Genomic DNA, 24,440 nt, shown 5'->3' with positions numbered 1-24,440 from the left:
CGGCCCCGCACTGGTTTCTCCACTGCCCCCTGCAAGCCGTCGCCGACGCACTCCTTATCGAATTAGTACGCGATCCTGTCGCCTTCTCTGCGGCGCGGCCTCATTAAGCCAAAAGCTTAATTTCCCTCCCCATAAATGGTTACGTCATTCCTATATGAACCTGACTGAACTCAAGCAAAAGCCGATTACCGAACTGCTCGAATTGGCCGAACAGATGGGCATAGAAAATATGGCCCGTTCGCGCAAGCAGGACGTGATTTTCTCCCTGCTCAAAAAGCACGCGAAAAGCGGCGAGGAAATCTCCGGTGATGGCGTGCTGGAGATTCTCCAGGACGGCTTCGGCTTCCTGCGCTCCGCTGACGCCTCCTATCTGGCCGGCCCAGACGATATCTACGTCTCGCCAAGCCAGATTCGACGCTTCAACTTGCGCACTGGCGATACCATCGTCGGTAAAATCCGTCCGCCTAAAGAAGGCGAGCGGTACTTCGCACTGCTGAAAGTCGACACGATCAACTACGATCGTCCAGAGAACGCGAAAAACAAGATTCTCTTCGAGAACTTGACGCCGCTGTTCCCGACCGTTCGCATGAAGATGGAAATCGGTAACGGTTCCACCGAAGATCTGACCGGTCGTGTCATCGACCTCTGTGCGCCGATCGGTAAAGGTCAGCGCGGTCTGATCGTTGCTCCGCCAAAAGCGGGCAAGACCATCATGTTGCAGAACATCGCGTCGAACATTTCGCGTAACAACCCTGAAGTGCACTTGATCGTTCTGTTGATCGACGAGCGCCCTGAAGAAGTGACCGAAATGCAGCGTACCGTGCGCGGCGAAGTGGTCGCTTCCACTTTCGACGAGCCGCCAACCCGCCACGTGCAGGTTGCTGAAATGGTGATCGAGAAGGCCAAGCGCCTGGTCGAACACAAAAAAGACGTGGTGATCCTGCTCGACTCCATCACCCGTCTGGCCCGTGCCTACAACACCGTGATCCCGAGCTCCGGCAAGGTATTGACCGGTGGTGTCGATGCTCACGCCCTTGAGAAGCCAAAGCGTTTCTTCGGTGCTGCGCGAAACATCGAAGAAGGCGGCTCGCTGACCATCATCGCTACCGCGCTGGTTGAAACCGGCTCGAAGATGGATGAAGTGATCTACGAAGAGTTCAAAGGCACCGGCAACATGGAACTGCCTCTGGACCGCAAGATCGCTGAAAAGCGCGTCTTCCCTGCGATCAACATCAACCGCTCCGGCACACGCCGCGAAGAGTTGCTGACCGCGGACGACGAGCTGCAACGCATGTGGATTTTGCGCAAGCTGTTGCATCCTATGGACGAAGTCGCAGCTATCGAGTTCTTGATCGACAAGCTGAAACAGACCAAGACCAACGATGAGTTCTTCCTGTCGATGAAGCGCAAGTAAGCTATCGCAGGCTAAGCAAAAGCCGGGGAAACCCGGCTTTTTGCTGTCTGAGCTTTTTGATCCGGGCAGCTCTCCCTTCTGAACAGACGGCTTGGGCGCTACACTCTGTTTCCCAACGCCACGGCCACTACGAGGCTCAAGCATGCAGTATCGCGACTTACGCGACTTTATCAGCGGCCTGGAAAAGCGCGGCGAACTCAAGCGCATCCAGGTTCCAGTGTCTCCCAAGCTGGAAATGACAGAAATTTGCGATCGCACGTTGCGCGCAAAAGGTCCGGCTTTGCTGTTCGAAAACCCGGTGGGTTACGACATTCCTGTGCTCGGCAACCTGTTTGGTACGCCGGAGCGCGTGGCTTTGGGCATGGGCGCCGAAGCGGTCAGTGAGTTGCGTGAAATCGGCAAGCTGCTGGCGTTCCTCAAAGAGCCCGAGCCGCCTAAAGGCCTGAAAGACGCATGGTCCAAGTTGCCGATCTTCCGCAAGATCATTGCCATGGCCCCCAAAGTCATCAAGGACGCGGTGTGCCAGGAAGTGGTCGTTGAAGGGGATGACGTCGACCTAGGCCAGTTGCCGGTTCAGCACTGCTGGCCAGGTGACGTGGCGCCCCTGATTACCTGGGGCCTGACCGTGACTAAAGGTCCGAACAAGGAACGTCAGAACCTGGGCATTTATCGCCAGCAGGTGATTGGTCGCAACAAGGTCATCATGCGTTGGTTGAGCCACCGTGGTGGCGCGCTGGACTATCGTGACTGGTGCGAAAAACACCCCGGCCAGCCATTCCCGGTTTCCGTGGCCCTGGGTGCAGATCCTGCGACCATCCTTGGCGCCGTGACCCCTGTGCCAGACAGCCTTTCCGAATACGCCTTCGCGGGCTTGCTGCGTGGCAATCGCACCGAACTGGTGAAATGCCGCGGTAATGACCTGCAAGTGCCGGCCACGGCTGAAATCATTCTTGAAGGCGTGATTCATCCTGGCGAGATGGCCCCCGAAGGCCCGTACGGGGACCACACCGGTTACTACAACGAAGTCGACAGCTTCCCGGTGTTTACCGTCGAGCGCATCACCCACCGGGTCAAGCCGATCTACCACAGCACCTACACCGGCCGTCCACCGGATGAACCGGCAATTTTGGGTGTGGCGCTTAACGAAGTGTTTGTGCCGATCCTGCAAAAGCAGTTTCCGGAAATCACCGATTTCTACCTGCCGCCCGAAGGCTGCTCGTATCGTATGGCCATCGTGACCATCAAAAAGCAGTATCCGGGGCATGCCAAGCGCGTAATGCTGGGTGTGTGGTCGTTTTTGCGTCAGTTCATGTACACCAAATTCGTTATCGTCACTGACGACGACATCAATGCCCGCGACTGGAATGACGTGATCTGGGCCATCACCACGCGTATGGACCCCAAGCGCGATACGGTGATGATCGATAACACGCCCATCGACTACCTCGACTTTGCCTCGCCGGTTTCCGGACTGGGCTCGAAGATGGGGCTGGATGCGACCAACAAATGGCCAGGTGAAACCACCCGCGAATGGGGTCGTGTCATCGTCAAGGACGAGGCGGTCACTCGCCGAATCGATGACATCTGGAATCAATTAGGAATAGATTGATGCGTGTAACCTTGCAGCCTTCAGGTGCGGTGCTTGAAACCTTGCCTGGCGAGCGAATTCTGGATGCGGCGCAACGTCTGGGCTATGAATGCCCGCAGAGCTGTCGCAATGGTAATTGCCACGTGTGTGCGGCCTTGCTGGTCGAGGGTCAGGTGGAGCAGGCGGGTGACGTGCGTGATCACGGCGAGTTTTATACCTGCCTGGCGGCCCCGCTTGAAGACTGTGTGGTGTTGTGGGATGGCGTGCTTGCGTTGGGAGAGTTACCGGTGCGTAGCCTGGCGTGTCAGTTGACCGAGTGTGTCGATATGGGTGGCGATGTGTGGCGGGTGCGCTTGCGCGCGCCTGCGGGCAAGCCGCCCCGTTATCACGCCGGGCAATACGTGATGCTGGAGCGTGAAAATGGCGACAAGTCGGCATTTTCACTGGCCAGTGCCCCCCACTCGGGACGTGACCTTGAGCTGCATGTACTGGTTCGCGAGGACAGCGCCCGGCGTCTGATTGAGCAACTGCAGCGCAACAAAATGGTTCGCCTTGAGCTGCCGTTTGGTGACACGCACTTGTCTGAACTGCCGGACGGCCCGCTGGTCTTGATCGCTGCAGGTACCGGCATGGCGCAAATGCACAGCCTGATCGAGCATTGCCGCGCAAAAGGCTTCAAGCATCCGGTGCATTTGTACTGGGGCGTACGTCGTCCTGAAGATTTCTACACCCTGGAAGAGTGGGAACAATGGGAGCAAATCCCCAACCTGTTCCTGCACAAAGTGGTGAGTGATTTGTGTGGCTGGGAAGGTCGGTGCGGCATGCTCCATGAAGCGGTGTGCGAAGACATCAGTGATCTGGCCAGTGTGCATGTTTATGCCAGCGGCTCACCGGCGATGATCTACGGCACCCTCGACGCCCTAGTGGCAGCCGGCATGGACGCGCACCAGATGCGCGCCGATGTATTTGCCTACTGCCCGCGGCCATGAATGTGTGGGAGCGGGCTTGATTGCGATGGCAGCACAGCGGTCAAGCAGGTAGACCGCGCCGTCTGCATCGCGGCAAGTTGAATTGTCGCACCGCCGCTCTCACAGGTTTTGCCTCAAAAGCGTAAACCGGTGGTGATCATTGCGGCATTGAAGCCGAGCAACACCAACTCGGCAGCGACCGGGCCGTAGTAAACACCCACCGAAGGAATGATCACCGGGGCTACGCCGAAGCGGTTGAGCGGGATCTTGTCCTGATATTCGCCGTGATACCCCTCCAGCAGGCCTCCCGTCAGTTTCAGATAGACCGGGTAAGTGTCGCTATCAAAGCGCTTGCCTGCGTAGGCGTAATACGAACGCTGGCGAAATGAGTTGCGAAAGGTTGCCCCGCCGACTAACCAGCCCGACGCGTCATGGCGCTCAATGCCGATCAGATCCTGATTGTTGTTGTGCTCAGAGTCTGGCGAAAAGTGCCGGGTGTAGACACTGGTTTGCAGATACCAAAAGCCGTCTTTTTTTTGCTCTGTTTCATCTTCTGCCAGCGCTGAACTGGCATAGGCCAATATCAACAGGAAGCAAATCCCAAGTTTTCTCATATAACGACCTCGTTGGGTGTGCGCCTGCGGCCGGCAACTATAAAGGGATAACTTGAACATCCCCTGAACAAAACGGATTTTAGTCGAGTGGCAATCAGGAAGTCGCCCAGCCATATGTCTTGCTGAGTGGGTCATATGGAATTGGGTGCTATAAGATTAGTATCGTTATTTTTGTTTACTGCATGTAATGCCTGTAGGACCCAATGCCCCCAGCAATCACTATCAGTGAATCTTCTTGCTTGAATCTGACTTATCCGCCGCGACTCGATCTCGGGGCGCCGCTGACTCCAGAACAATTGCTCAACTCCATGCACAGCACCATGGCGCGTCATCAGGGCGGGCCGGTCTGGCTATTTGCGTATGGTTCGCTGATTTGGCGACCTGAGTGTACGGCGGTCGAACGCGTGCGTGGCCGGGTGCATGGTTACCATCGCGGGTTGTATCTGTGGTCTCACGAGCATCGTGGCACCCCGCAGTGGCCGGGCCTGGTCTTTGGCCTGGACCGTGGGGGCTCGTGCAGTGGTTTCGCTTATCGATTGCCGGAAGACAACCTCGACGCTTCGCTTTACGCCCTGTGGTTGCGTGAAATGCCAGTGCCCTCGTATCGGCCGCACTGGCTAACGTGCCGACTCGAAGACGGCAGTCAGGTGCAGGCTTTGGGGTTTGTACTGGAGCGACATTTACCCAGCTATGCGGGCAACTTGCCAGATGGCGTGTTGAGCCAGGTACTGGCCAACGCCAGCGGACGCTACGGCACGACTCGCGATTATGTCGAGCAGACCGTAAGCGCCCTGCGCAGCCACGCCATGCCAGATCGAAATCTGGAGGCGCGGCTCAAGCGCTGTGTGTCGATCACGCCTTAGGCGGGAGCGTTAACCGCACGTTCTTCACTGGCCACATTTTTGTGGCGCAGTGTCGGGATCATGAACGCGATGGCCAACAGGCATGCGCTGATCAGCAGTACAAAGCCGCCATCCCAGCCGAAGTGGTCAACCAGATAGCCCATGGCCGCACTGGCCGCGACCGAGCCGCCCAGGTAACCGAACAGTCCGGTAAAGCCTGCGGCAGTACCGGCCGCTTTCTTCGGTGCCAGCTCCAGCGCCTGCAAACCGATCAGCATCACCGGCCCGTAAATCAGGAAGCCGATAGAAAACAGCGCGATCATGTCGATGGTCGGGTTGCCCGGCGGGTTGAGCCAGTAAACCAGTGTGGCGACAGTCACCAGCGACATGAACACAATGCCGGTCAGGCCGCGATTACCGCGGAAAATCTTGTCCGACATCCAGCCGCACAACAGCGTGCCGGGAATTCCTGCCCACTCGTAGAAGAAGTACGCCCACGATGTGGTGTCCACCGTGAAGTGCTTGGCTTCCTTCAGGTAGGTCGGTGCCCAGTCCAGCACGCCGTAGCGCAGCAGGTAAACGAACACGTTGGCCATGGCGATATACCAGAGCATTTTGTTACGCAGCACGTATTTGACGAAGATCTCTTTGGCGCTGAATTCGTCTTCGTGGCTGGCGTTGTAACCCGCCGGGTAGTCATTCTTGTACTCCTCAATCGGCGGCAAGCCGACGGACTGCGGTGTATCGCGCATGGCAATAAACGCAAACAGTGCCACTAACAGGGCAACTGTGGCGGGTACGTAGAAGGCTGCGTGCCAGTCGTTGAACCAGGCCATGCCCAACAAAAACAGCGGGCCGATCAGACCACCGCCTACGTTGTGGGCAACGTTCCACACCGATACCACTCCACCGCGTTCTTTCTGCGACCACCAGTGAACCATGGTCCGGCCACTGGGCGGCCAGCCCATTCCCTGCGCCCAACCGTTGATAAACAGCAAAATGAACATCATGGTCACGCTGGACGTTGCCCAAGGTGCGAAACCGAAAATGAACATGACTCCAGCTGAAATCATCAAGCCGAAAGGCAGAAAGAAGCGCGGGTTAGAGCGGTCGGAAACCAGTCCCATGAGGAACTTGGACAGGCCGTAAGCAATGGCTATCGCCGACATCGCCACGCCCAACTGACCCCGGGTATAACCCTCGTCAATCAGGTAAGGCATGGCCAGGGAGAAGTTTTTACGCAACAGGTAGTAACCGGCATAACCAAAAAAGATACCGGCAAAAATCTGCCAGCGCAGTCGTCGGTAGGTGCTGTCTATTTTTTCTTCAGGCAGGGGAGCCTGGTGTGCGGCAGGTCGGAAAAAAGCAAACATTCAAGAGCTCCAAATTTCTTGTTATATCAGCGGTGTCGAACGTTACATTTTCGTTACTGAAAATGACAGGCCTTCTCCCTGGAGCGGAAGGAAAAATCCTACGTACGGTTTTCGCTTTTGAACATGTCGTGTGGCTACAAAGTCGATGCCAGACCCGTTGAGATCTCTGATCTCCCAGAAATCTATTCACTAGCGCTTAGAAATAGTCCGCTTGTGATGTTCAGGTGGGTAGAGGCGGTAGGTGTAATCGGAGCGATCCCACGAGAGGATCGGAGCCAGTGAGCTGAGAAATCAGGCAACACATCAATAATATTTCCCCCTTTGAATTCCTGTGGATGCGGTTTGGTGCAACGAAGGGGGATGGTGATGAAGTATCGGGTGTGGTTATTCGTCATGTTTATGGCAGTGGAAGTACGGGCCGAGGCGTTCTCGAATCCTCTGAACCGCGCAACCTGTCTCACGTTGAATCGGGAAGTTAATAGCTATATTCGCCGCGGGATCGACCAGCCTCTGGCTGAAGTGACTGTGTTCAGGCAGACCCGCAGTCTATTGATTGAGGGTTTTGAAGCCGGGCAGTATTCCATTGATCAGTTGGCAGCCGGTTTGTACGCGCTTTCGCAAGGCGCGCAAAAGGTGGTTAAAAACTGCCAGCGAAAACGCAGTCGAAAATTTGTGGACATGTTGCCTGAGCCCGTCAAGACGCTGCTGCTGACGGGGCGCCCGGACACAACTGATTCGCGCAGGCCTACGGCTTTTCAGGGATTGGCCGATAAGGGTAGATAGGCCCGCAAGCAGCCCCGTATGCTTGCACCCAACCGTATTAAGGAGCGAATTGTGAAAGCGTGGATCATGTTGATGCTGGCCCTGTCCTTGCCGATGGCGGCGGTTGGAGAAGAGGCGCAAGAAGGCGGCGACAAGGTCAGCTACATAAGCCTGAGCCCGCCGTTTGTGGGTAACTACGGCCTGGATGGCAGCTCGAAGCTCAAGGTATACAAGGCCGATATTTCCTTGCGCGTGACGGGCCCCGAGGCGGCAAAGGCGGTTAAAGCTAATGACCCGTTGATTCGCAATCAGTTGGTGGGGCTGTTTACCCAACAGACCAGCGAAACCCTGGGCAGCGTCGAGGCCAAGGAGAAGCTGCGTCAGGAAGCCTTGAAGCAGATCCGGCAGGTGATGAGCGATGAGACCGGCAAGCCGATGGTGGACGATTTGCTGTTTAACAATTTGATTGTTCAGTAAAGGCTCAAAGCCCCTCCCTATGGGAGAGGGCTCTACGCTACGACGCCAAACTCTTGCGAAACCGCGCCAGCGCAATGGCGAAGAACACCAGCCCGATGGCGGCCAGCGCCAACAAGTCCGGCCACACCACATTCACCCCGGCATCACGGAACAGTATCGCCGCGCTGAGGCTCACGAAGTGGGTCGACGGCGAGCATTGCATCACCCATTGCAACCATTGGGGCATGCTGTCCAGCGGCGTACTGCCGCCCGAAAGCAGAAGCATCGGGATAATTACCGGGATTGCCAGCAAACCGAATTGCGGCGTTGAACGGGCCAGGGTCGCAAGGAAGATCCCCAGTGCGGTGCTGGCAAACAGGTAGAGCGCAGTGACCAGTAAAAACAGGGTCAGCGACCCCGCCAACGGCACACCCAGCGCCCACTTCACCACCACTTCCAGTGATATCCAGGTGCACAGCACCACGACCAGCATGTTGCTCCAGATTTTCGCCAGCATGATTTCAAGCGCCGTCAATGGCAGCACCAGCAAGTGATCCAGTGTGCCGTGTTCCCGCTCTCGCAGCAGGGCGGTGCCTGTCAGCACAATAGCCAGAATGGTGATGTTATTGACGATCTGGATGACGGCCAAAAACCATCCGCCTTCCAAGTTCGGATTAAACAGTGCCCGATTACTGATCAGCACCGGTGTTTTTGCTGCCGCGTCGGCCTGGCCGGTGTAGTTGAGCAGCTCGCGCTGGAAGATTCGTCCGATATAACCCGCGCCCATAAAGGCCTGGCTCATGGCCGTGGCATCAACGTTGACCTGCACGCTGGGCTCACGTCCGGCCAGCAAGTCGGCTTGAAAGTTGACCGGCACGTTGATCACAAATGTGTACTTGCCGCTGTCCATCGACTGGTCCAGTTGATCGTAGGGCAGGGCCTGCGGGGCTTGAAACTCCGGGGGCAGCAGTGATTGCGCAAGCTTGCGTGACAGGGCGCTGTGGTCTTCATCGACGATGGCAACGCTGGCGTTGTGAACACCGATAATCGATCCGGCAGCGGGCATATAAATCGCCACAGTGAAGGCGTAGAACAAAAACAGCAGCAACACGCTGTCGTGGCGCAGGCTGGTCAGCTCTTTAAGGCCAAGGCGCAGGATGTGCGAGAGCTTGTGCATCAAACCTCCTGCTTCTTGAGCATGATCAGGCTCAGCCCGGTAAAGACCACAAAGAACCCCAGCAGCGCCAGGCATTGCGGCCACAACTGGCGCAGATCCAAGGCTTTGGTGAAGGTGCCTACGGCAATGTCGAGAAAGTGCCCGGCCGGGAACAGCATGCCCATCAGTGCCGCCGAACCCTCAAGCGAGGAGCGCGGCACGATCAGCCCGGAGAACTGAATGGTCGGTAAGCTGGTGATGATCATGGTGCCCAGAATCGCCGCGATCTGCGTGCGCGTGAAGGCGGAAATCAGCAAGCCCATGCTGGTGGTGGCCAGCACATACAGCAGTCCGCCAAGCGCCAGCGTTACCCCGCTACCCTTGAATGGAACGCCGAACAGCCAGCGGTTCATCGCCACCAACAAGGCCAGATTGACCAGGCTCACGGCCAGATAGGGAGCCTGCTTGCCGAGCAGGAATTCGAGACGGGTCAGGGGCGTGGCATAGAAGTTGGTAATCGACCCCAGTTCCTTTTCGCGCACGATGCCCAGCGCGGTCAACATGGCCGGGATAAACGCGAGGATAAGCGCCATCACGCCGGGGCCGATGGCATTCACACTGATCACGTCCTGGTTGTAGCGAAAACGGGTTTCGAGCTTGGCCGCCGCTTGTTTGTTTTGTGTCTGGCTGCTGAGGGTGGAGAGCTGCTCAAGGTTGGCGGTATGTACCGCTTCAACGTAATTGCGGCTGGTTTCGGCCCGGAAGGGCATGCCGCCGTCCAGCCAGGCGGCGACCGTGGGCTGGCGACCGGCATACAGGTCACGTCCAAACCCGGGCGGTATTTCCAGGGCAATTTTGATTTCGGAGCGCTGCAAGCGTTTGTGCAATTCATCTGAGCTGCGGATTGGGGCGTGCTCTTCGAAATAGCGCGAGCTGCGGAAGGCTTCCAGGTAGGCACGACTTTGGGGGGTTTGGTCCTGGTCGTAGACGGCGAAGGCGAGGTTCTCGACGTCGAGAGAAATACCGTAGCCGAATATCACCATCATGAACACGGCGCCCAGCAAGGCAAACGCCATGCGCACTTTGTCGCGCAGTAATTCTTTGGACTCGCGGCTGGCCACGGCGATCAGCCGGGTCAGGCTAAACCCCTTTTTGCTGACGGGCGGCGCAGCATTGGCTACGGGTGTGGCGACTGGCTCGGCCTCAGTCGCAGGGCTGGCGCCCTGGTCGTTTTGTGCCTGTTCCAGACAGGTGACAAATGCCGCTTCCAGCGTGTCGCCCTTGAATTGCTGTTGCAGTGCATCGGGCGTGTCGCAGGCCAAAACTTTACCCGCGTGCATCAATGAGATGCGGTCGCAGCGCTGGGCTTCGTTCATGAAGTGGGTGGACAAAAAGATGGTCACCCCCTGCTCGCGTGACAGCTCGATCAGCAGCCGCCAGAAGTCATCACGGGCGGCCGGGTCGACCCCCGAGGTTGGCTCATCAAGGATCAGAACTTCGGGGCGGTGCAGCACGGCTACCGCCAGTGACAAGCGTTGGCGCAGGCCCAGCGGTAATTCGCCGGACTGTTGTGACGCCACATCGCCGAGGTCGAAGCGCTCAATCAGCTCTTCGATACGGGCCTGGCTTTCGGTCTTGGGCAGGTCGAACAGCTGGGCGTGCAACACAAGGTTTTGTCGCACGCTTAACTCGCCGTACAGCGAGAAGCTTTGCGACATAAAACCCACGCGTTTGCGGGTGGCCAGGTCTTTGGCATTCACCGGGTTGCCGAGCAGTTTGGCGCTGCCTTCGGTGGCCGGCATCAGCCCGGTCAGGACCTTCATGGTGGTGGTTTTACCGCAGCCGTTGGAGCCCAAAAAGCCGAAGATTTCTCCTCGGCCGATGGCAAAACTGACGTTGTTCACGGCCGTAAAGTCGCCGAATTTCAGGGTCAGGTCATGGGCCTCAATGGCGATGTCGCTGTTGTCGCTGACTCGAGGCGGGATCACCAAAGGCTCGTTATTGTGACCGCTGTCGCCCTGATAGTGGGTGAAGGCCTCGTCGAGCTTGCCGGTAGCGGTGACAGTCGCCAGTTCCTGGCTTAAACCGGCGGCAATCAATTTGCCGCGATCGAGCATCAGGCAGTGCTCAAACTGCTCGGCCTCTTCCATGTAGGCCGTAGCCACTAGAAGCGTCAGTTGCGGGCGCTGACTGCGCACGTCATCCACCAGTTCCCAGAAGCGTCGACGGGAAAGTGGGTCAACCCCAGTGGTGGGTTCGTCGAGGATCAGTAAATCCGGTTCGTGGATCAACGCGCAACACAGGCCGAGTTTTTGCTTCATTCCCCCCGACAGCTTGCCAGCCGGGCGTTCGGCAAAACGCTCCAGATCGGTGGCCTTGAGCAGCTCGGCCATGCGTTGTTCGCAGTCCTCTTTTGACAGACCGAACAAGGTGCCAAAAAAACGGATGTTCTCGCTGATCGACAATTCGGGATAAAGGTTGCCCCCCAGTCCCTGGGGCATAAATGCGATCAGTGGGTACAGGGTGTTGCGATGGCGGCGGTCGTCAATCGGGCCACCAAGCACTTCAAGGTTACCTTGCTGGAGTTTTTTGACCCCGGCAATCAACCCCAGCAGGCTCGATTTACCCGCACCGTCCGGGCCTATCAGTCCACAGCGCGTGCCTTTTGGCAGGCTGAAGGCTATGTCGAACAGCGCCTGCTGTTTGCCATACCAGTGGTTGATGCCACTGGCGTTGATCGCCAGGTCGCTCATTGCAGATTGGCCGGCCAGGCTACGTCTGCGGTTCGTACATAACCCGCCCCCGGCATGCCCGGCTTGGCCTGTGGCACGGCGCTTGGGTCGGTGAGGCGCAGCTTGACGCGAAATACCAGTTTTTGTCGTTCGTCGCGGGTTTCGACTTCTTTGGGCGTGAATTGCGATTTGGCTGCGACAAAAGCAATTTTGGCCGGCAGCGCCTGGTCGGGCAGGGCGTCGAGCACGATGCGGGCGTCAGCGCCAACGGTCAGCTTGCCGACCACTGAAGCCGGCATGTACAGGTTCATGTACTGGTCGCTGGGGTCGATCATCATAAAGACTCGTCCGCCTGCGCCCAGCACTTCGCCGGGTTCGGCCAGGCGCAATTGGATCACGCCGTTGATGGGCGCGCGCAGGCTGCTGTCATCGATTTCGCTGGTGAGTTGCGCAACCTGGGCTTCGGATGAGCCGATGGCAGCCTTGGCGGCTGCCACCTGGGCCTGTGCTGCCACGACTGCTGCGTTGCTGGTATCGAACCTGGCCTGTTGCTGGTCGAGTTGCTGGCCGCTGGCAAAACCGCGCTGTGACAGTTGGCGAAAGCGCGTGAGCTCCTGGCTGGCCAGCAGTTTTTCGCTTTTGCGCAACTGCACGTTGGCTTCATTGGCGGCCAGGGTTTGGCGGGCCCGCAGCACTTCGGCTTCGGCTTGCGCGCGACTGGCTTCCAGGGTGCGGGTATCCATGCGAGCCAACAGTTGGCCCTGGGTCACACGGTCACCTTCGTCGACCAGCACTTCGGCCAGGCGGCCCGGGGTTTTGGCTGCGATTTGTACTTCTGTGGCTTCGAGTCGACCGTTGCCCATGCTGATGCCTTCAGGGAGGCTGTCGTGCTGGGATTTCCAATACCCGAACCCGCCTGCTGCGATCAGCAGGACAGCCAGGGGAATAACGAAATAATGGGAAATGCGGGAATTGCTAGACATGCCGACATCCTGTGTCACAGAGCGCTCTAGTTTGACGTTCTCAAGGCGATTACGACTTGATGCCAGTCAAAGGAAGACCAGAGCGTAGACGGGAATACAGGATGTTGCTTACTACGAAGCGAGGTGAGTGGTGGGAGCGGGCTTGCTCGCGATGCAGGCGGCGCGGTCTGCCAGTACAACCGCGGTGATGCCATCGCGAGCAAGCCCGCTCCCACAGGTCACAGGTGTTTACAACAACGCCATCACTGCTGCCCATTGATCATCCGTAACGGGCATCACTGAAAGGCGGCTGCCTTTTTGGACCAGTGGCATTTCGGCCAGGGCCGTTTGTTGCTTGAGGTAGTCGAGCTTGATCACTTTGGGGAAAGTCTGCTCGTGGGCGACCTGTAGTGCGCTCCACGGGTTTTTTTCGGCGCTGGCCTTGGGGTCGAAATAATGGCTTTCAGGGTCGAGGGCGGTCGGGTCCGGGTAGGCGGCTTCACTGATGCGACCAATCCCGGCAATCCCAGGCTGCGGGCAACTGGAGTGATAAAAGAAGAACAGGTCCCCTACTGCCATGGCTCGCATAAAGTTGCGCGCCTGGTAGTTGCGCACGCCGTCCCAGCGCGCTTCGCCGAGCGTGTGCAAGTCTTTGATCGAGAACTCGTCAGGCTCGGATTTCATCAACCAGTAGGCCATTTTCTACTCCAGAAACATGCTGTGGTTATTTTGTCTGGCAACATTTTGATAAACCGACAGTCGGTTGACGCCAGAGTTTGCGTGTGTGTTCGTGTTGCCGCAGAATGCCCGGCTTTGAAGCTTGACGCTGCTGCACGGCCTATAACAAAAACCGTTGCTGTCATCGTGTTGATTTGCCTGAAGGGGGGCAATCGATGAAACGCAAACCGGATTTACTGTGGATGCTGGTTATTTTGTTCGGTTTGGGTGTGGTTACAACGGGTTATGCACAAAGTCTCTGGTCAAATTCGATTGACGAGCCAATTGAACTGACACAACAGCAAGTACAACCCTTCAAACGCTAAAACCTGATCGAAGGCATCACTTGAACGGTGATGCCCTGGTTGTCAGCGGGCGACGTACCACTGCCTGTCAGAGACGGTGCCCTGCAAAGGTACATCCCAACTGGCCTGGGCCAGATTTTCGACTTTCTGACACTCGTGGGCCAACCCCAAAAGCGTCGGCTTGCGCCAGCTTTGGCGTCGTGCCTGATACGCCAGGCTGCGGTCATAAAAACCGCCGCCCATACCCAATCGTCCCCCCGCGGGATCAAACCCCACCAATGGCAACAACACCAGGTCCAGCGCCCAGACCTTGCGTTGACGTGCGCGATTGATGCGTGGTTCTAGAATGCGAAACCGGTTGGGGATCAGCTTCTCGCCGGGAGCAATCCGCTGAAAGACCATCTTGGTCTTGGGCCAGGCGCTGAGGACCGGCAGGTAGGTGATCTTGCCCCTGCGCTGCGCTTCGCGCAGCAGCAGACGCGGATCGATTTCACCGTCGGTGGGCAGATAAAGGGATATGTGTTTGGCGCGGCGAAACAGCGGGTGCTGTGCCAGTTGCCGGTACAGGCCGCGGGCGGCCTGGCGTTGCTCGCACGGCGACAGGTCGCGGCGGGCTTTGCGCAGCATTTGGCGAAGTTGCGGGCGGGTAGGCGTCGCAGGTTCGTTCATAGGGCGTGCTGTTCAAGGACGAGTTCACCGCAGGGTGGCTCGTGGAAGCCAATGCCAGCAGGTGGCTGGCATTGCGCTAGGAAATCAGGCTCCCCGACGTACCGCTGTCGGCTTGGCCCTTGAACCCGAAAGTTCAAGGTGGAAGTTGCAGTAGACCTTAAGGCTTTCCGTCTAGCGGACATGCACACCGGCCCAACGTGCAAGCTCCAGGGTAGTGCGAATCGGCTCAGGGACATCGCTAACTGGCGAATACTCCAGGGAGTGGCGCGAGTATACCCCAAAGTAACGTTTTGAATCAGCTTTGACGTTCGTTCGGATCAGTGGCCAGCACCAGATCAACGCGTTCCAGCAAGTCGCGCACCTGCTCACGGGTGGAGCTGCTGGTTTGAACTTCGGCGACTTCCTGCTTGTGCAGCAGATCGTGGGTGATATTCAGAGCAGCCATCACGGCGATACGGTCGGCACCAATGACTTTGCCGCTGCTGCGGATTTCGCGCATTTTTCCATCCAGATAACGGGCAGCGCTCACCAGATTGCTCCGCTCTTCCTGGGGGCACATGATCGAATATTCTTTATCGAGGATATGCACGGTGACGCTACTGCTTGAACTCATGAGTCTTGCTCCAGGGCTTTGAGGCGCGAAATCATCGATTCCACCTTGTGTCGGGCGATTTCGTTTTTTTCAATGAGGTGCGCGCGTTCCTCGCGCCAAGTCTTTTCCTGAGCAATTAAGAGTGCGTTTTGGCGGTTTAGTTGCTCGACTCGGCTAATCAGCAACTCGAGTCTAGCCATCAGTGCATGCAGGTCGGTGTCTTCCATTGTGTCCTACTGTGAATTTTCTGATGGATGGGGACTGACGCCTCGATGGTCTGGCACGTCTGCCGATGCTAGGATACAAGCCCTCCATTCTAGACATAGCGCCGCTTGGCGCCTAGCTGACCATGCCTATTCAGAATTCTCCGTATCAAGCCTTTGTAACCCTGCTGACCGCCAGCGGCCACTCCGTTTCCCCTGCTGAACTGCACGGCCACTTGTTGGGTCGCAGCTGTGCTGGGGCCGGTTTTGATGCCGAAAGCTGGTTGGTTGAAGCCAGCGAGCTGTTGGCAAGTGAGCCACAAGACAACGTACGCAATGCCTTGATCGGATTGCAAGAGATGGTCAAGGGCGAATTGACCAGCGATGACATGACCGTTGTGCTGTTGTTACCGACCGATGATGCGCCTCTGCCTGACCGCGCGGCTGCGTTGGGCCAGTGGTGCCAGGGTTTCCTGTCGGGTTTCGGCCTGACCCGCCGTGCCTACTCGTTGAGCGATGAAGCCAACGAAGTGCTGCGCGACCTCGCCGCCATCGCCCAGGTGCAAGATGCACTTGAAGAGTCCGAAGATGGCGAAAGCGACTACATGGAAGTGATGGAATACCTGCGTGTCGCACCGTTGCTGCTGTTCACCGAAACCAAAAAAACCGCTGAACCTGCGCCAGCCAAACCTTCGCTGCACTGATTGATCGTCAAGAGGGAACCCGTCTGCCCATGATCCATATCCCGAAATCGGAATACGCACGTCGCCGCAAGGCACTCATGGCGCAGATGGAGCCCAACAGTATTGCGATTCTGCCCGCTGCCGCAGTGGCCATTCGCAATCGCGATGTCGAACATGTTTACCGTCAAGACAGCAATTTTCAGTACCTGAGCGGCTTTCCGGAGCCTTCAGCCGTGATCGTGTTGATCCCGGGCCGTGTGCACGGCGAGTACGTACTGTTTTGCCGCGAGCGTAATGTCGAGCGCGAGTTGTGGGACGGTTTGCGGGCCGGGCAAGAAGGCGCTATTCGCGACTTCGGTGCCGACGATGCGTTCCCCATTACCGATATCGACGACATCCTGCCGGGGCTGATTGAAGGTCGCGACCGGGTCTACTCGGCGATGGGCGCCAATCCTGAATTCGACCGCAATCTGATGGAGTGGATCAACGCGATTCGCTCCAAGGCGAATCTCGGTGCCCAGCCGCCCAACGAATTCGTTGCCCTGGATCATCTGCTGCATGACATGCGCCTGTATAAATCGGCGGCAGAACTCAAGGTCATGCGCCACGCGGCGCAAATTTCGGCTCGGGCCCATGTGCGGGCCATGCAGGCCAGCCGCGCCGGTTTGCATGAGTACAGCCTGGAGGCCGAACTGGATTACGAATTTCGCAAAAGCGGGGCAAAAATGCCAGCTTATGGCTCGATCGTCGCATCAGGTGATAACACTTGCATCCTGCATTACCAGGAGAACAACGCCCTGCTCAAAGCCGGCGATCTGGTGTTGATTGATGCCGGCTGTGAAATCGACTGTTACGCCAGCGATATCAGTCGCACCTTCCCGGTGAATGGTCGTTTTTCGCCAGAACAAAAAGCGATCTATGAATTGGTACTGGCGGCGCAAGAAGCGGCATTTGCTCACATTGCCCCCGACAAGCACTGGAATCAGGCACACGAAGCCACGGTCCAGGTCATAACCGCCGGGTTGGTGGAACTGGGTTTGTTGCAGGGCGATCTTCAGGAGCTGATCGCGACTGAGGCTTACAAGCCGTTTTACATGCATCGGGCGGGTCACTGGCTGGGGCTTGATGTGCATGACGTGGGTGAGTACAAAGTCGGCGGCGAGTGGCGCGTGCTGGAAGTCGGCATGACCCTGACTGTCGAGCCGGGCATCTATATCAGCCCCAACAACCTTAATGTCGCGAAAAAATGGCGTGGCATTGGCGTGCGGATCGAGGACGACGTAGTGGTCACCAAACACGGCTGTGAAATCCTGACCGGTGAAGTACCCAAAACCGTCGCCGATATCGAAGCCCTTATGGCGGGCGCGGCATGAGTCGCGTCAATCTGGCCATCATTGGTGGCGGCCTGGTGGGTGCGAGCCTGGCGCTGGCCTTGCAGGCCGGGGCCAAGGCCCGGGGCTGGAAGATTGTGTTGATCGAGCCGTTCGCCCCCGGCAACAGCTATCAGCCCAGCTATGACGCTCGATCTTCGGCGCTCAGCTACGGTGCCCGGATTATTTATGAGCGTTTGGGCCTGTGGCAGTCGATTGCCGAACGCGGCGAGCCGATCAAGGACATTCATGTGTCCGATCGCGGGCGCTTCTCAACGGCGCGCTTGTCGGCCTGCGAAGAAGGTGTTCCGGCGTTGGGTTATGTGGTTGAAAACGCCTGGCTGGGTCAGTGCCTGTGGAAAAGTCTGGACCCGGACGTGATCAGCTGGCGTTGCCCGGCTGAAGTTATCCACATGCAACCGCTGGAAGATGGCTATCGCCTGACCCTCAACGACGAGACCACGCTGGAGTGCGACCTTGCAGTCCTGGCCGATGGTGGGCGTTCGGGCTTGCGTGAACAGTTGGGCATTCATGTGCGCCAGCAGGCTTATAACCAAAGCGCGCTGATCGCCAATATCACCCCAAGTCAGCCCCACGGCGGGATGGCGTTCGAACGTTTCACCGACGAAGGCCCAATGGCTTTGCTGCCGCTGCCTGACAACCGCTGCGCGCTGGTGTGGACCCGTCTGGGGATGGACGCCCAGCGCCTGGCGGCACTGGATGAGCGCAGTTTTCTCAGCGAATTGCAGGGCGTATTTGGCTATCGTCTGGGCACACTCAAGCAAGTGGGGGCGCGGCATCTGTACCCGCTGACGTTGATCGAAGCGCAAGAGCAGGTACGCCCCCATCTGGCGGTATTGGGCAACGCGGCCCACAGCCTGCATCCGATTGCCGGTCAGGGTTTCAACCTGTCCCTGCGTGATGCTCAGGCCTTGGCCGATGCCTTGCTGGCCAGCGATAAAAAACCCGGTGATTTGGCGACGCTGCTGAGTTATCAACAGGCTCAAAAACTCGACCAGCAACTGACCATCGGGTTCTCTGACAAGGTGACGCGGGTATTTGGCAGTGAGCAGCCACTGGTTTCGTTTGGTCGAAACCTGGGTTTGCTCGGCCTTGATCTGGTGCCACCGGCCAAGCGCTGGTTCGCCCGCCAGGCCATGGGCCTGGGTACCCGCGCAGACAGTTGATGTCGGCGGGGCGAGCATGCCCCATGTCGATCCATTTTTTCAGGTGCGGCGTACGCCGCTAGCGAGACAGGCTTAAAGCATGGATATGCGCGCAGATCTGCTGATTGTTGGGGCCGGAATGGTCGGAAGCGCACTGGCGCTGGCGCTCAGGGACAGCGGGCTGAATATCCTGCTGCTCGATGGCAGCCCGCTGAGTGTCAAACCCTTTACCGCCGAGGCTCCGTTCGAGCCTCGGGTCAGTGCCCTGTCGGCTGCCAGCCAGCGTATTTTGCAGCGCCTTGGCGCGTGGGATGGCATCACCCGGCGTCGCGCCAGCCCGTATTCGCACATGCAGGTATGGGATGGCAGCGGCACGGGGCAGATCCACTTCTCGGCGGCCAGTGTTCATGCCGACGTGCTGGGTCATATTGTTGAAAACCGCGTGGTGCAGGACGCCCTGCTTGAATGTTTGCAGGTGTCGGGCATCGAAATGCTGGCCAATGCGCGCTTGGAACAGATGCGCCGTTCGGGCGACGAGTGGCTGCTGACCCTGGCCGATGGCCGCACCCTGCGTGCGCCGCTGGTGATTGCGGCCGATGGCGCCAACTCGGCTGTACGCCGCCTGACGGGCTGTGAGACCCGCGAGTGGGATTATCAGCATCATGCCATCGTCACCAGCGTCCGCTGCGCAGAGTCGCATCAGCGGACCGCCTGGCAGCGTTTTACCGACCATGGTCCGCTGGCATTCCTGCCGCTGGAGCGCGATGGCCAGCAGGACTGGTGCTCGATTGTCTGGTCGACTACGCCTGAGCAGGCCGAGTACCTGATGGCGTTGGACGATGCTGCCTTCTGCCGCGAGCTTGAACTGGCTTTTGAAGGCCGTCTGGGCAGCGTGTTAAGCGCTGATCCCCGGGTGTGTGTGCCACTGCGTCAGCGTCACGCCAAACGCTATGTGGCTGAAGGCCTTGCGTTGATCGGTGATGCAGCACACACCATCCACCCGCTGGCCGGGCAGGGCGTAAACCTGGGTTTTCTGGATGCTGCCGTGCTGGCGCATGTGTTGCTGCACGCGATTGACCGTGGCGAGCGTTTGGCGGATGTGCGCGTGCTGAGCCGTTTTGAACGTCGGCGCATGCCCCACAACCTGGCTTTGATGGCCGCGATGGAGGGTTTCGAGCGCTTGTTCCAGGCTGACTCGCTGACCGCACGATTGCTGCGCAACACCGGTTTGAAATGGGTAAACAAAATGCCCGAGGCCAAAGCGTTGTTTGTGCGTCAGGCCCTGGGGCTGAGTGGCGACCTGCCGCCGCTGGCCAAGCCGTAACATCTGGTAACTCCTCCGGGGCGAGTTAGGTTGAGGTGTTAAATGTGATTCACTACCATTTACGCCCGATTCGCATTAAGAGAGACCGCCCCTCATGTTGGCACGCAAGCGTCTACTGACTGCCCTGGCCCTGACCGTTTTCGCGAGCAGTGTTTCTGCTGCCGAAGAGGTGGTGGTTTACTCCTCGCGTATCGACGAGCTGATCAAGCCAGTATTTGATGCCTACACCGCCAAGACCGGGGTCAAGGTCAAGTTCATCACCGACAAGGAAGCGCCGCTGATGCAGCGCATCAAGGCTGAGGGCCAAAATGCCACTGCCGACCTGTTGCTGACTGTGGACGCCGGTAACCTGTGGCAAGCCGAGCAAATGGGCATCCTGCAGCCGTTCACTTCCGATGTGATCGACAAAAATATCCCGCCGCAATACCGCTCCTCCTCCCATGAGTGGACGGGCCTGAGCCTGCGCGCACGAACCATCGCCTATTCGACTGACCGGGTTAAACCTGAAGAGCTGTCGACCTATGAGGCTTTGGCTGACAAGAATTGGGAAGGTCGCCTGTGCCTGCGTACTGCCAAAAAGGTTTACAACCAGTCCCTGACCGCCACCATGATCGAAGTGAACGGCCCGGAAAAAACCGAAGAAACCCTCAAGGGCTGGGTCAACAACCTGTCCACCGACGTCTTCTCGGATGACATCGCGGTGCTCGAAGCGATCAACGCAGGGCAGTGTGACGTGGGCATCGTCAACACTTACTACTACGGTCGCTTGCACAAGCAAAAACCGGATCTGGCGGTGAAGCTGTTCTGGCCCAACCAGGCGGATCGTGGTGTTCACGTCAACCTGTCGGGTATAGGCCTGACCAAGTACGCCCCTCACCCAGAGGCTGCCAAGGCATTGGTTGAGTGGATGACTACCCCTGAAGCCCAGGCAATTTTTGCCGGTGTTAACCAGGAGTTCCCGGCCAACCCAAGCGTTGCACCCTCGGCCGAAGTGGCCAGCTGGGGCAAGTTCAAAGCCGATGCACTACCCGTAGAAGTAGCAGGCAAGCGTCAGGCCGAAGCCATCCGCATGATGGACCGCGCGGGCTGGAACTGATCAAAATTTGAAGCAATACCTGTGGGAGCGGGCTTGCTCGCGATAGCATCGCCGGGGTTTCATTGGAAACTGCGGTGTTTGCATCGCGAGCAAGCCCGCTCCCACATTTGTTTTTTACCTCGTCCCGACCACCTTCCGAGAGTTTTTCGTGGCCCATCCTGCTCAACGTCGCTGGTATCCGCTGGTTTTTGTCATTGCCGCTCTGGTGCTGTTGCCGCTGAGCGTTTTGCTGCTGTCCTGGCAAAGCATTGACACCCAGATCTGGAGCCACTTGTGGGACACGCAGATGCCGCGCCTGCTGGGCAACACCCTGACCCTGATCGTCGGAGTGGGCATTGGCGTCACGCTGCTCGGTGTGAGCCTGGCCTGGTTGACCAGCCTGTGTGAGTTCCCTGGCAGGCGTTGGCTGGACTGGGCGCTAATGTTGCCGTTTGCGATTCCTGCGTACGTGTTGGCGTTCGTCTTTGTCGGCTTGCTGGATTTCGCAGGCCCCGTGCAAACCCTGCTGCGTGAGTGGTTTGGCATGGGCCTGAGGTTGCCACGGGTGCGTTCCACCGGCGGGGTGATCATCGTCCTGATCCTGGTGTTCTATCCCTACGTTTACCTGCTGGCCCGCACGGCGTTTCTGGCACAGGGCAAAGGTCTGATGGAAGCTGCCAGGGTGCTGGGTCAAAGCCCGTGGCAGGCATTCTGGCGCGTGGCGTTACCCATGGCACGCCCGGCGATTGGTGCGGGTGTGGCGCTGGCACTGATGGAAACTCTGGCTGATTTTGGTGCCGTGTCGGTGTTCAACTTCGATACCTTCACCACCGCTATCTACAAAACCTGGTACGGCTTTTTCAGCCTGTCTACGGCAGCGCAACTGGCCAGTTTGCTACTGCTGGTGGTCATGGTGGTGCTCTATGGCGAACGACGCGCCCGGGGCGCCAGCCGCGCCAGTAACGAACGCCCACGGGTCAGTGCCCTGTATCACCTGAACGGTCCCAAAGCGTGGCTGGCCAGTGGTTGGTGCTTGCTGGTGTTTGCCTGTGCTTTCGTCATTCCGATGCTGCAACTGGTGGTGTGGTTTTGGCAGCGTGGTCGTTTCGACCTGGATGAGCGATACACCGGCTTGATTCTGCACACCCTCTATCTGGGTGGCATGGCGGCACTGATCACCGTCAGCGTGGCCTTGGTGTTGGCGTTTGCCCGGCGTCAGGCACCTACTCCGGTCATTCGTGCCGGGGTCAGCCTTGCGAACCTGGGTTATGCCCTGCCGGGCTCGGTGCTTGCGGTGTCGATCATGTTGGCGTTCAGCTATCTGGACCGCGAATGGGTGATTCCGGTGTCAGGCTGGTTGGGCGGTGCGGGCAAGCCTCTGTTGCTGGGCAGCCTGTCGGCCTTGCTGCTGGCGTATCTGGTGCGGTTTATAGCCGTGGCTTATGGCCCGCTGGAAAACAGCCTGGCGCGCATTCGGCCCTCCTTGCCGGAGGCATCTCGCAGTTTGGGTGTCAGTGGGCCACGACTGTTTTTCAAAGTGTATCTGCCGTTATTGCTGCCGGGCACCTTGAGTGCTGCTCTGCTGGTGTTTGTCGATGTGCTCAAGGAAATGCCGGCCACCTTGCTGATGCGCCCGTTCGGCTGGGACACACTGGCTGTGCGGATCTTCGAGATGACCAGTGAAGGCGAATGGGCGCGGGCTTCGTTGCCGGCCCTGACTCTGGTACTGGTTGGATTGTTACCGGTCATCGGACTGATTCGACGCTCGGCACATCGAATCGGTTAGGTGCCAGTCCTCCTTCATGCGGCTACAATGCGCGGCATTCGGTGCGGTCTGTCTGTCAGGCCAGGTTTCTGCGTGATGTAAGAAAGCCATATTTTAGGCTTGAAATGCCCCGCAGCCTGTCCGCACCCTCGCCAAGCCCGGAAGGAGAAACCCATGGGACAGCGTACGCCTCTGTATGACCTGCATCTCGCCCTGGGCGCGAAGATGGTCGATTTTGGCGGTTGGGATATGCCTTTGCATTACGGCTCACAAGTTGAAGAGCACCATGAGGTGCGCCGCGACTGTGGGGTTTTTGATGTCTCGCATATGACCGTGATCGACATCGCCGGGCCTCAGGCCAAGGAGTGGCTCCAGTATTTGCTGGCCAATGATGTCGAGCGTCTGAATACACCTGGCCGTGCTTTGTACAGCGCCATGCTCAATGAGCAGGGCGGCGTGGTCGACGACATGATTGTCTACCTGATGCCGACGGGTTATCGGCTTATCGTCAATGCCGCCACCCGGGATCAGGATCTGGCCTGGATGGAAGCTCAGTGTCAGGGCTATGACGTGCAGTTGTTGGAGCGCCCGGAACTGGCCCTGTTGGCCATACAGGGACCACATGCACGGCACAAAGTGGCTGAACTCGTGAGTCAGGCACGCGGCCAGTTGATCCAGCAGCTCAAACCTTTCGAGGGGCAGAGCAGCGGCGACTGGTTTATCGCTCGCACCGGGTACACCGGTGAAGATGGCCTTGAAATCGTGCTCCCGGCCGATCAGGCCCCGGCCTTTTTCAACGATCTGGTGGGCGCCGGTATTTCACCGATTGGCCTGGGCGCTCGCGATACCTTGCGACTTGAAGCCGGCATGAACCTCTACGGGCAGGATATCCACCTGTCTGTTTCACCTCTTTGCGCCAACATGGCCTGGACCATCGCCTGGGAGCCTGCCTCGCGCAAGTTCGTGGGCCGCGAAGCGCTCGAAGCTGAAAAGGCCGGTGGCGTGCAGCTCAAGCTGGTGGGATTGGTGCTTGAGGAGCGGGGCGTTTTACGTGCTCACCAGGTGGTTCGCATCGCCAATGTTGGCGAAGGGGAGATCACCAGTGGTAGCTTCTCTCCTACGCTAAGCAAATCGATCGCGCTGGCGCGAGTACCGATGGCAACGGCTGATCGTGCCGAGGTTGAAATTCGTGGCAAGTGGTACCCGGTTCGCGTAGTAAAACCGACTTTTGTTCGTCAGGGCAAAGCCCTGATCTAACGTTTACTGGCGAGTAAGCACCGTGTGTGCACCGCTGACATTTATTCTTGAGGACACTGAATATGAGCCTGATCCCTGCTGAGTTACGCTTTGCTGAAAGTCACGAGTGGGCACGCCTGGAAGCGGATGGCACGGTTACCGTAGGCATCAGCGATCATGCTCAGGAAGCCTTGGGTGATGTGGTGTTTGTTGAGCTGGCCGAAGTCGGCAAAGTGTTTGCCGCAGGCGATACAGCAGGCGTTGTGGAGTCGGTAAAAGCCGCATCCGACATTTACTCGCCTGTTTCCGGGGAAGTGATTGCCGTCAACGAAGCACTGGCGGACAGCCCTGAATCGCTGAACAGCGACCCGTACACCAGCTGGATTTTCAAGCTCAAGCCAAGCAACACCGCGGAGCTGGAAAAACTGCTGGATGCTGCCGGTTACAAGGCTGCGATCGGCGAGTAAC

The 24,440-nt window shown here is 58.2% G+C and carries 24 protein-coding genes and 1 other RNA gene; 15 read left to right on the top strand and 10 right to left on the bottom strand.

The features are described from left to right. Positions 1-154 precede the first annotated feature (154 nt). From rho to TU76_RS18245, 3 genes are all read left to right on the top strand, one after another. Complete coding sequence (gene rho / locus TU76_RS18255; RefSeq protein WP_003438291.1) at positions 155-1,414, top strand: transcription termination factor Rho; 1,260 nt, start codon at positions 155-157, stop codon at positions 1,412-1,414. A gap of 142 nt (positions 1,415-1,556) precedes the next feature. Further along, positions 1,557-3,023, top strand: a complete 1,467-nt coding sequence (gene ubiD / locus TU76_RS18250; RefSeq protein ID WP_019824469.1) for a 4-hydroxy-3-polyprenylbenzoate decarboxylase — start codon at positions 1,557-1,559, stop codon at positions 3,021-3,023. After that, positions 3,023-3,991, top strand: coding sequence for a CDP-6-deoxy-delta-3,4-glucoseen reductase (locus tag TU76_RS18245; protein ID WP_019824470.1), 969 nt, complete (start codon positions 3,023-3,025; stop codon positions 3,989-3,991). The genes ubiD and TU76_RS18245 overlap by 1 nt, the downstream gene beginning before the upstream one ends. 113 nt (positions 3,992-4,104) lie before the next feature. On the opposite strand, the gene TU76_RS18240 is transcribed toward TU76_RS18245, so the two are convergent. Beyond that, positions 4,105-4,584 carry a hypothetical protein gene (locus TU76_RS18240; RefSeq protein ID WP_019824471.1) on the bottom strand — a complete coding sequence of 160 codons (480 nt, stop codon included), beginning with the start codon at positions 4,582-4,584 and terminating at the stop codon, positions 4,105-4,107. Positions 4,585-4,787: 203 nt separating this feature from the next. On the opposite strand from TU76_RS18240, the gene TU76_RS18235 reads away from it, so the two are divergent. After that, a complete protein-coding gene (locus TU76_RS18235) occupies positions 4,788-5,447 on the top strand; it encodes a gamma-glutamylcyclotransferase (RefSeq protein ID WP_233099428.1) in 660 nt (219 codons plus the stop codon). Here the strand turns inward: TU76_RS18235 and glpT are convergent. Continuing rightward, positions 5,444-6,799 (bottom strand): glycerol-3-phosphate transporter, encoded by a 1,356-nt coding sequence (gene glpT, locus TU76_RS18230; RefSeq protein ID WP_019824474.1) that lies wholly within the window; start codon positions 6,797-6,799, stop codon positions 5,444-5,446. The genes TU76_RS18235 and glpT overlap by 4 nt on opposite strands. A gap of 366 nt (positions 6,800-7,165) precedes the next feature. On the opposite strand from glpT, the gene TU76_RS18225 reads away from it, so the two are divergent. Beyond that, positions 7,166-7,582, top strand: a complete 417-nt coding sequence (locus TU76_RS18225; protein WP_048352295.1) for a hypothetical protein — start codon at positions 7,166-7,168, stop codon at positions 7,580-7,582. A 51-nt stretch (positions 7,583-7,633) separates the two neighbouring features. Further along, the gene (locus TU76_RS18220; protein WP_037032074.1) at positions 7,634-8,038 is read left to right on the top strand and encodes a flagellar basal body-associated protein FliL; all 405 of its coding nucleotides are present in this window, start codon (positions 7,634-7,636) and stop codon (positions 8,036-8,038) included. Positions 8,039-8,075: 37 nt separating this feature from the next. On the opposite strand, the gene TU76_RS18215 is transcribed toward TU76_RS18220, so the two are convergent. From TU76_RS18215 to TU76_RS18200, 4 genes are all read right to left on the bottom strand, one after another. After that, positions 8,076-9,194 (bottom strand): ABC transporter permease, encoded by a 1,119-nt coding sequence (locus tag TU76_RS18215; RefSeq protein WP_019824479.1) that lies wholly within the window; start codon positions 9,192-9,194, stop codon positions 8,076-8,078. Then, positions 9,194-11,926, bottom strand: coding sequence for a ribosome-associated ATPase/putative transporter RbbA (rbbA, locus tag TU76_RS18210; RefSeq protein ID WP_046810421.1), 2,733 nt, complete (start codon positions 11,924-11,926; stop codon positions 9,194-9,196). Before rbbA ends, TU76_RS18215 begins: the two co-directional genes overlap by 1 nt. Further along, positions 11,923-12,888, bottom strand: coding sequence for an HlyD family secretion protein (locus TU76_RS18205; protein ID WP_019824481.1), 966 nt, complete (start codon positions 12,886-12,888; stop codon positions 11,923-11,925). The genes rbbA and TU76_RS18205 overlap by 4 nt, the downstream gene beginning before the upstream one ends. A gap of 228 nt (positions 12,889-13,116) precedes the next feature. Next, positions 13,117-13,566, bottom strand: a complete 450-nt coding sequence (locus TU76_RS18200; RefSeq protein WP_019824483.1) for an EVE domain-containing protein — start codon at positions 13,564-13,566, stop codon at positions 13,117-13,119. 194 nt (positions 13,567-13,760) lie between these two features. Here TU76_RS18200 and TU76_RS25425 point away from each other — a divergent pair, with 194 nt between their 5' ends. Then, a complete protein-coding gene (locus TU76_RS25425) occupies positions 13,761-13,910 on the top strand; it encodes a hypothetical protein (RefSeq protein ID WP_019824485.1) in 150 nt (49 codons plus the stop codon). 42 nt (positions 13,911-13,952) lie between these two features. On the opposite strand, the gene TU76_RS18195 is transcribed toward TU76_RS25425, so the two are convergent. The 4 genes from TU76_RS18195 to TU76_RS18185 form a co-directional block, all read right to left on the bottom strand. Beyond that, entirely contained in the window at positions 13,953-14,558 is a 606-nt protein-coding gene (locus TU76_RS18195; RefSeq protein WP_048352264.1) for a 5-formyltetrahydrofolate cyclo-ligase, read from the bottom strand. A gap of 86 nt (positions 14,559-14,644) precedes the next feature. Continuing rightward, positions 14,645-14,822, bottom strand: a non-coding RNA gene (gene ssrS, locus TU76_RS24880) — 6S RNA. Positions 14,823-14,853: 31 nt separating this feature from the next. Then, positions 14,854-15,171 carry a cell division protein ZapA gene (locus tag TU76_RS18190; protein WP_019824488.1) on the bottom strand — a complete coding sequence of 106 codons (318 nt, stop codon included), beginning with the start codon at positions 15,169-15,171 and terminating at the stop codon, positions 14,854-14,856. Then, positions 15,168-15,377 carry a TIGR02449 family protein gene (locus tag TU76_RS18185; RefSeq protein ID WP_019824490.1) on the bottom strand — a complete coding sequence of 70 codons (210 nt, stop codon included), beginning with the start codon at positions 15,375-15,377 and terminating at the stop codon, positions 15,168-15,170. Before TU76_RS18185 ends, TU76_RS18190 begins: the two co-directional genes overlap by 4 nt. 122 nt (positions 15,378-15,499) lie before the next feature. Between TU76_RS18185 and TU76_RS18180 the strand changes: the two genes are divergently transcribed. The 8 genes from TU76_RS18180 (at position 15,500) to gcvH (ending at position 24,439) form a co-directional block, all read left to right on the top strand. Further along, a complete protein-coding gene (locus tag TU76_RS18180; protein WP_019824492.1) occupies positions 15,500-16,057 on the top strand; it encodes a YecA/YgfB family protein in 558 nt (185 codons plus the stop codon). 29 nt (positions 16,058-16,086) lie between these two features. Continuing rightward, positions 16,087-17,409 (top strand): Xaa-Pro aminopeptidase, encoded by a 1,323-nt coding sequence (gene pepP, locus TU76_RS18175; RefSeq protein ID WP_048352263.1) that lies wholly within the window; start codon positions 16,087-16,089, stop codon positions 17,407-17,409. Beyond that, entirely contained in the window at positions 17,406-18,593 is a 1,188-nt protein-coding gene (gene ubiH, locus TU76_RS18170) for a 2-octaprenyl-6-methoxyphenyl hydroxylase (RefSeq protein WP_019824499.1), read from the top strand. Before pepP ends, ubiH begins: the two co-directional genes overlap by 4 nt. An 85-nt stretch (positions 18,594-18,678) precedes the next feature. Continuing rightward, positions 18,679-19,896 carry a 2-octaprenyl-3-methyl-6-methoxy-1,4-benzoquinol hydroxylase gene (locus tag TU76_RS18165; protein ID WP_164675419.1) on the top strand — a complete coding sequence of 406 codons (1,218 nt, stop codon included), beginning with the start codon at positions 18,679-18,681 and terminating at the stop codon, positions 19,894-19,896. Between the two features lie 94 nt (positions 19,897-19,990). Next, positions 19,991-20,992 (top strand): extracellular solute-binding protein, encoded by a 1,002-nt coding sequence (locus TU76_RS18160; protein ID WP_048352261.1) that lies wholly within the window; start codon positions 19,991-19,993, stop codon positions 20,990-20,992. Positions 20,993-21,140: 148 nt separating this feature from the next. Beyond that, positions 21,141-22,757, top strand: coding sequence for an ABC transporter permease (locus TU76_RS18155; RefSeq protein ID WP_048352260.1), 1,617 nt, complete (start codon positions 21,141-21,143; stop codon positions 22,755-22,757). A 153-nt stretch (positions 22,758-22,910) separates the two neighbouring features. After that, on the top strand, positions 22,911-23,993 hold the full coding sequence (gene gcvT, locus TU76_RS18150; RefSeq protein WP_019824506.1) for a glycine cleavage system aminomethyltransferase GcvT: 1,083 nt from the start codon (positions 22,911-22,913) through the stop codon (positions 23,991-23,993). A gap of 62 nt (positions 23,994-24,055) precedes the next feature. Then, positions 24,056-24,439 carry a glycine cleavage system protein GcvH gene (gene gcvH / locus TU76_RS18145; protein WP_019824507.1) on the top strand — a complete coding sequence of 128 codons (384 nt, stop codon included), beginning with the start codon at positions 24,056-24,058 and terminating at the stop codon, positions 24,437-24,439. Position 24,440: the final 1 nt, after the last annotated feature.

Source organism: Pseudomonas psychrophila, assembly GCF_001043005.1.
Classification (GTDB): Bacteria; Pseudomonadota; Gammaproteobacteria; order Pseudomonadales; family Pseudomonadaceae; genus Aquipseudomonas; species Aquipseudomonas psychrophila.
This window is presented reverse-complemented; position numbering and strand designations above follow the sequence as displayed.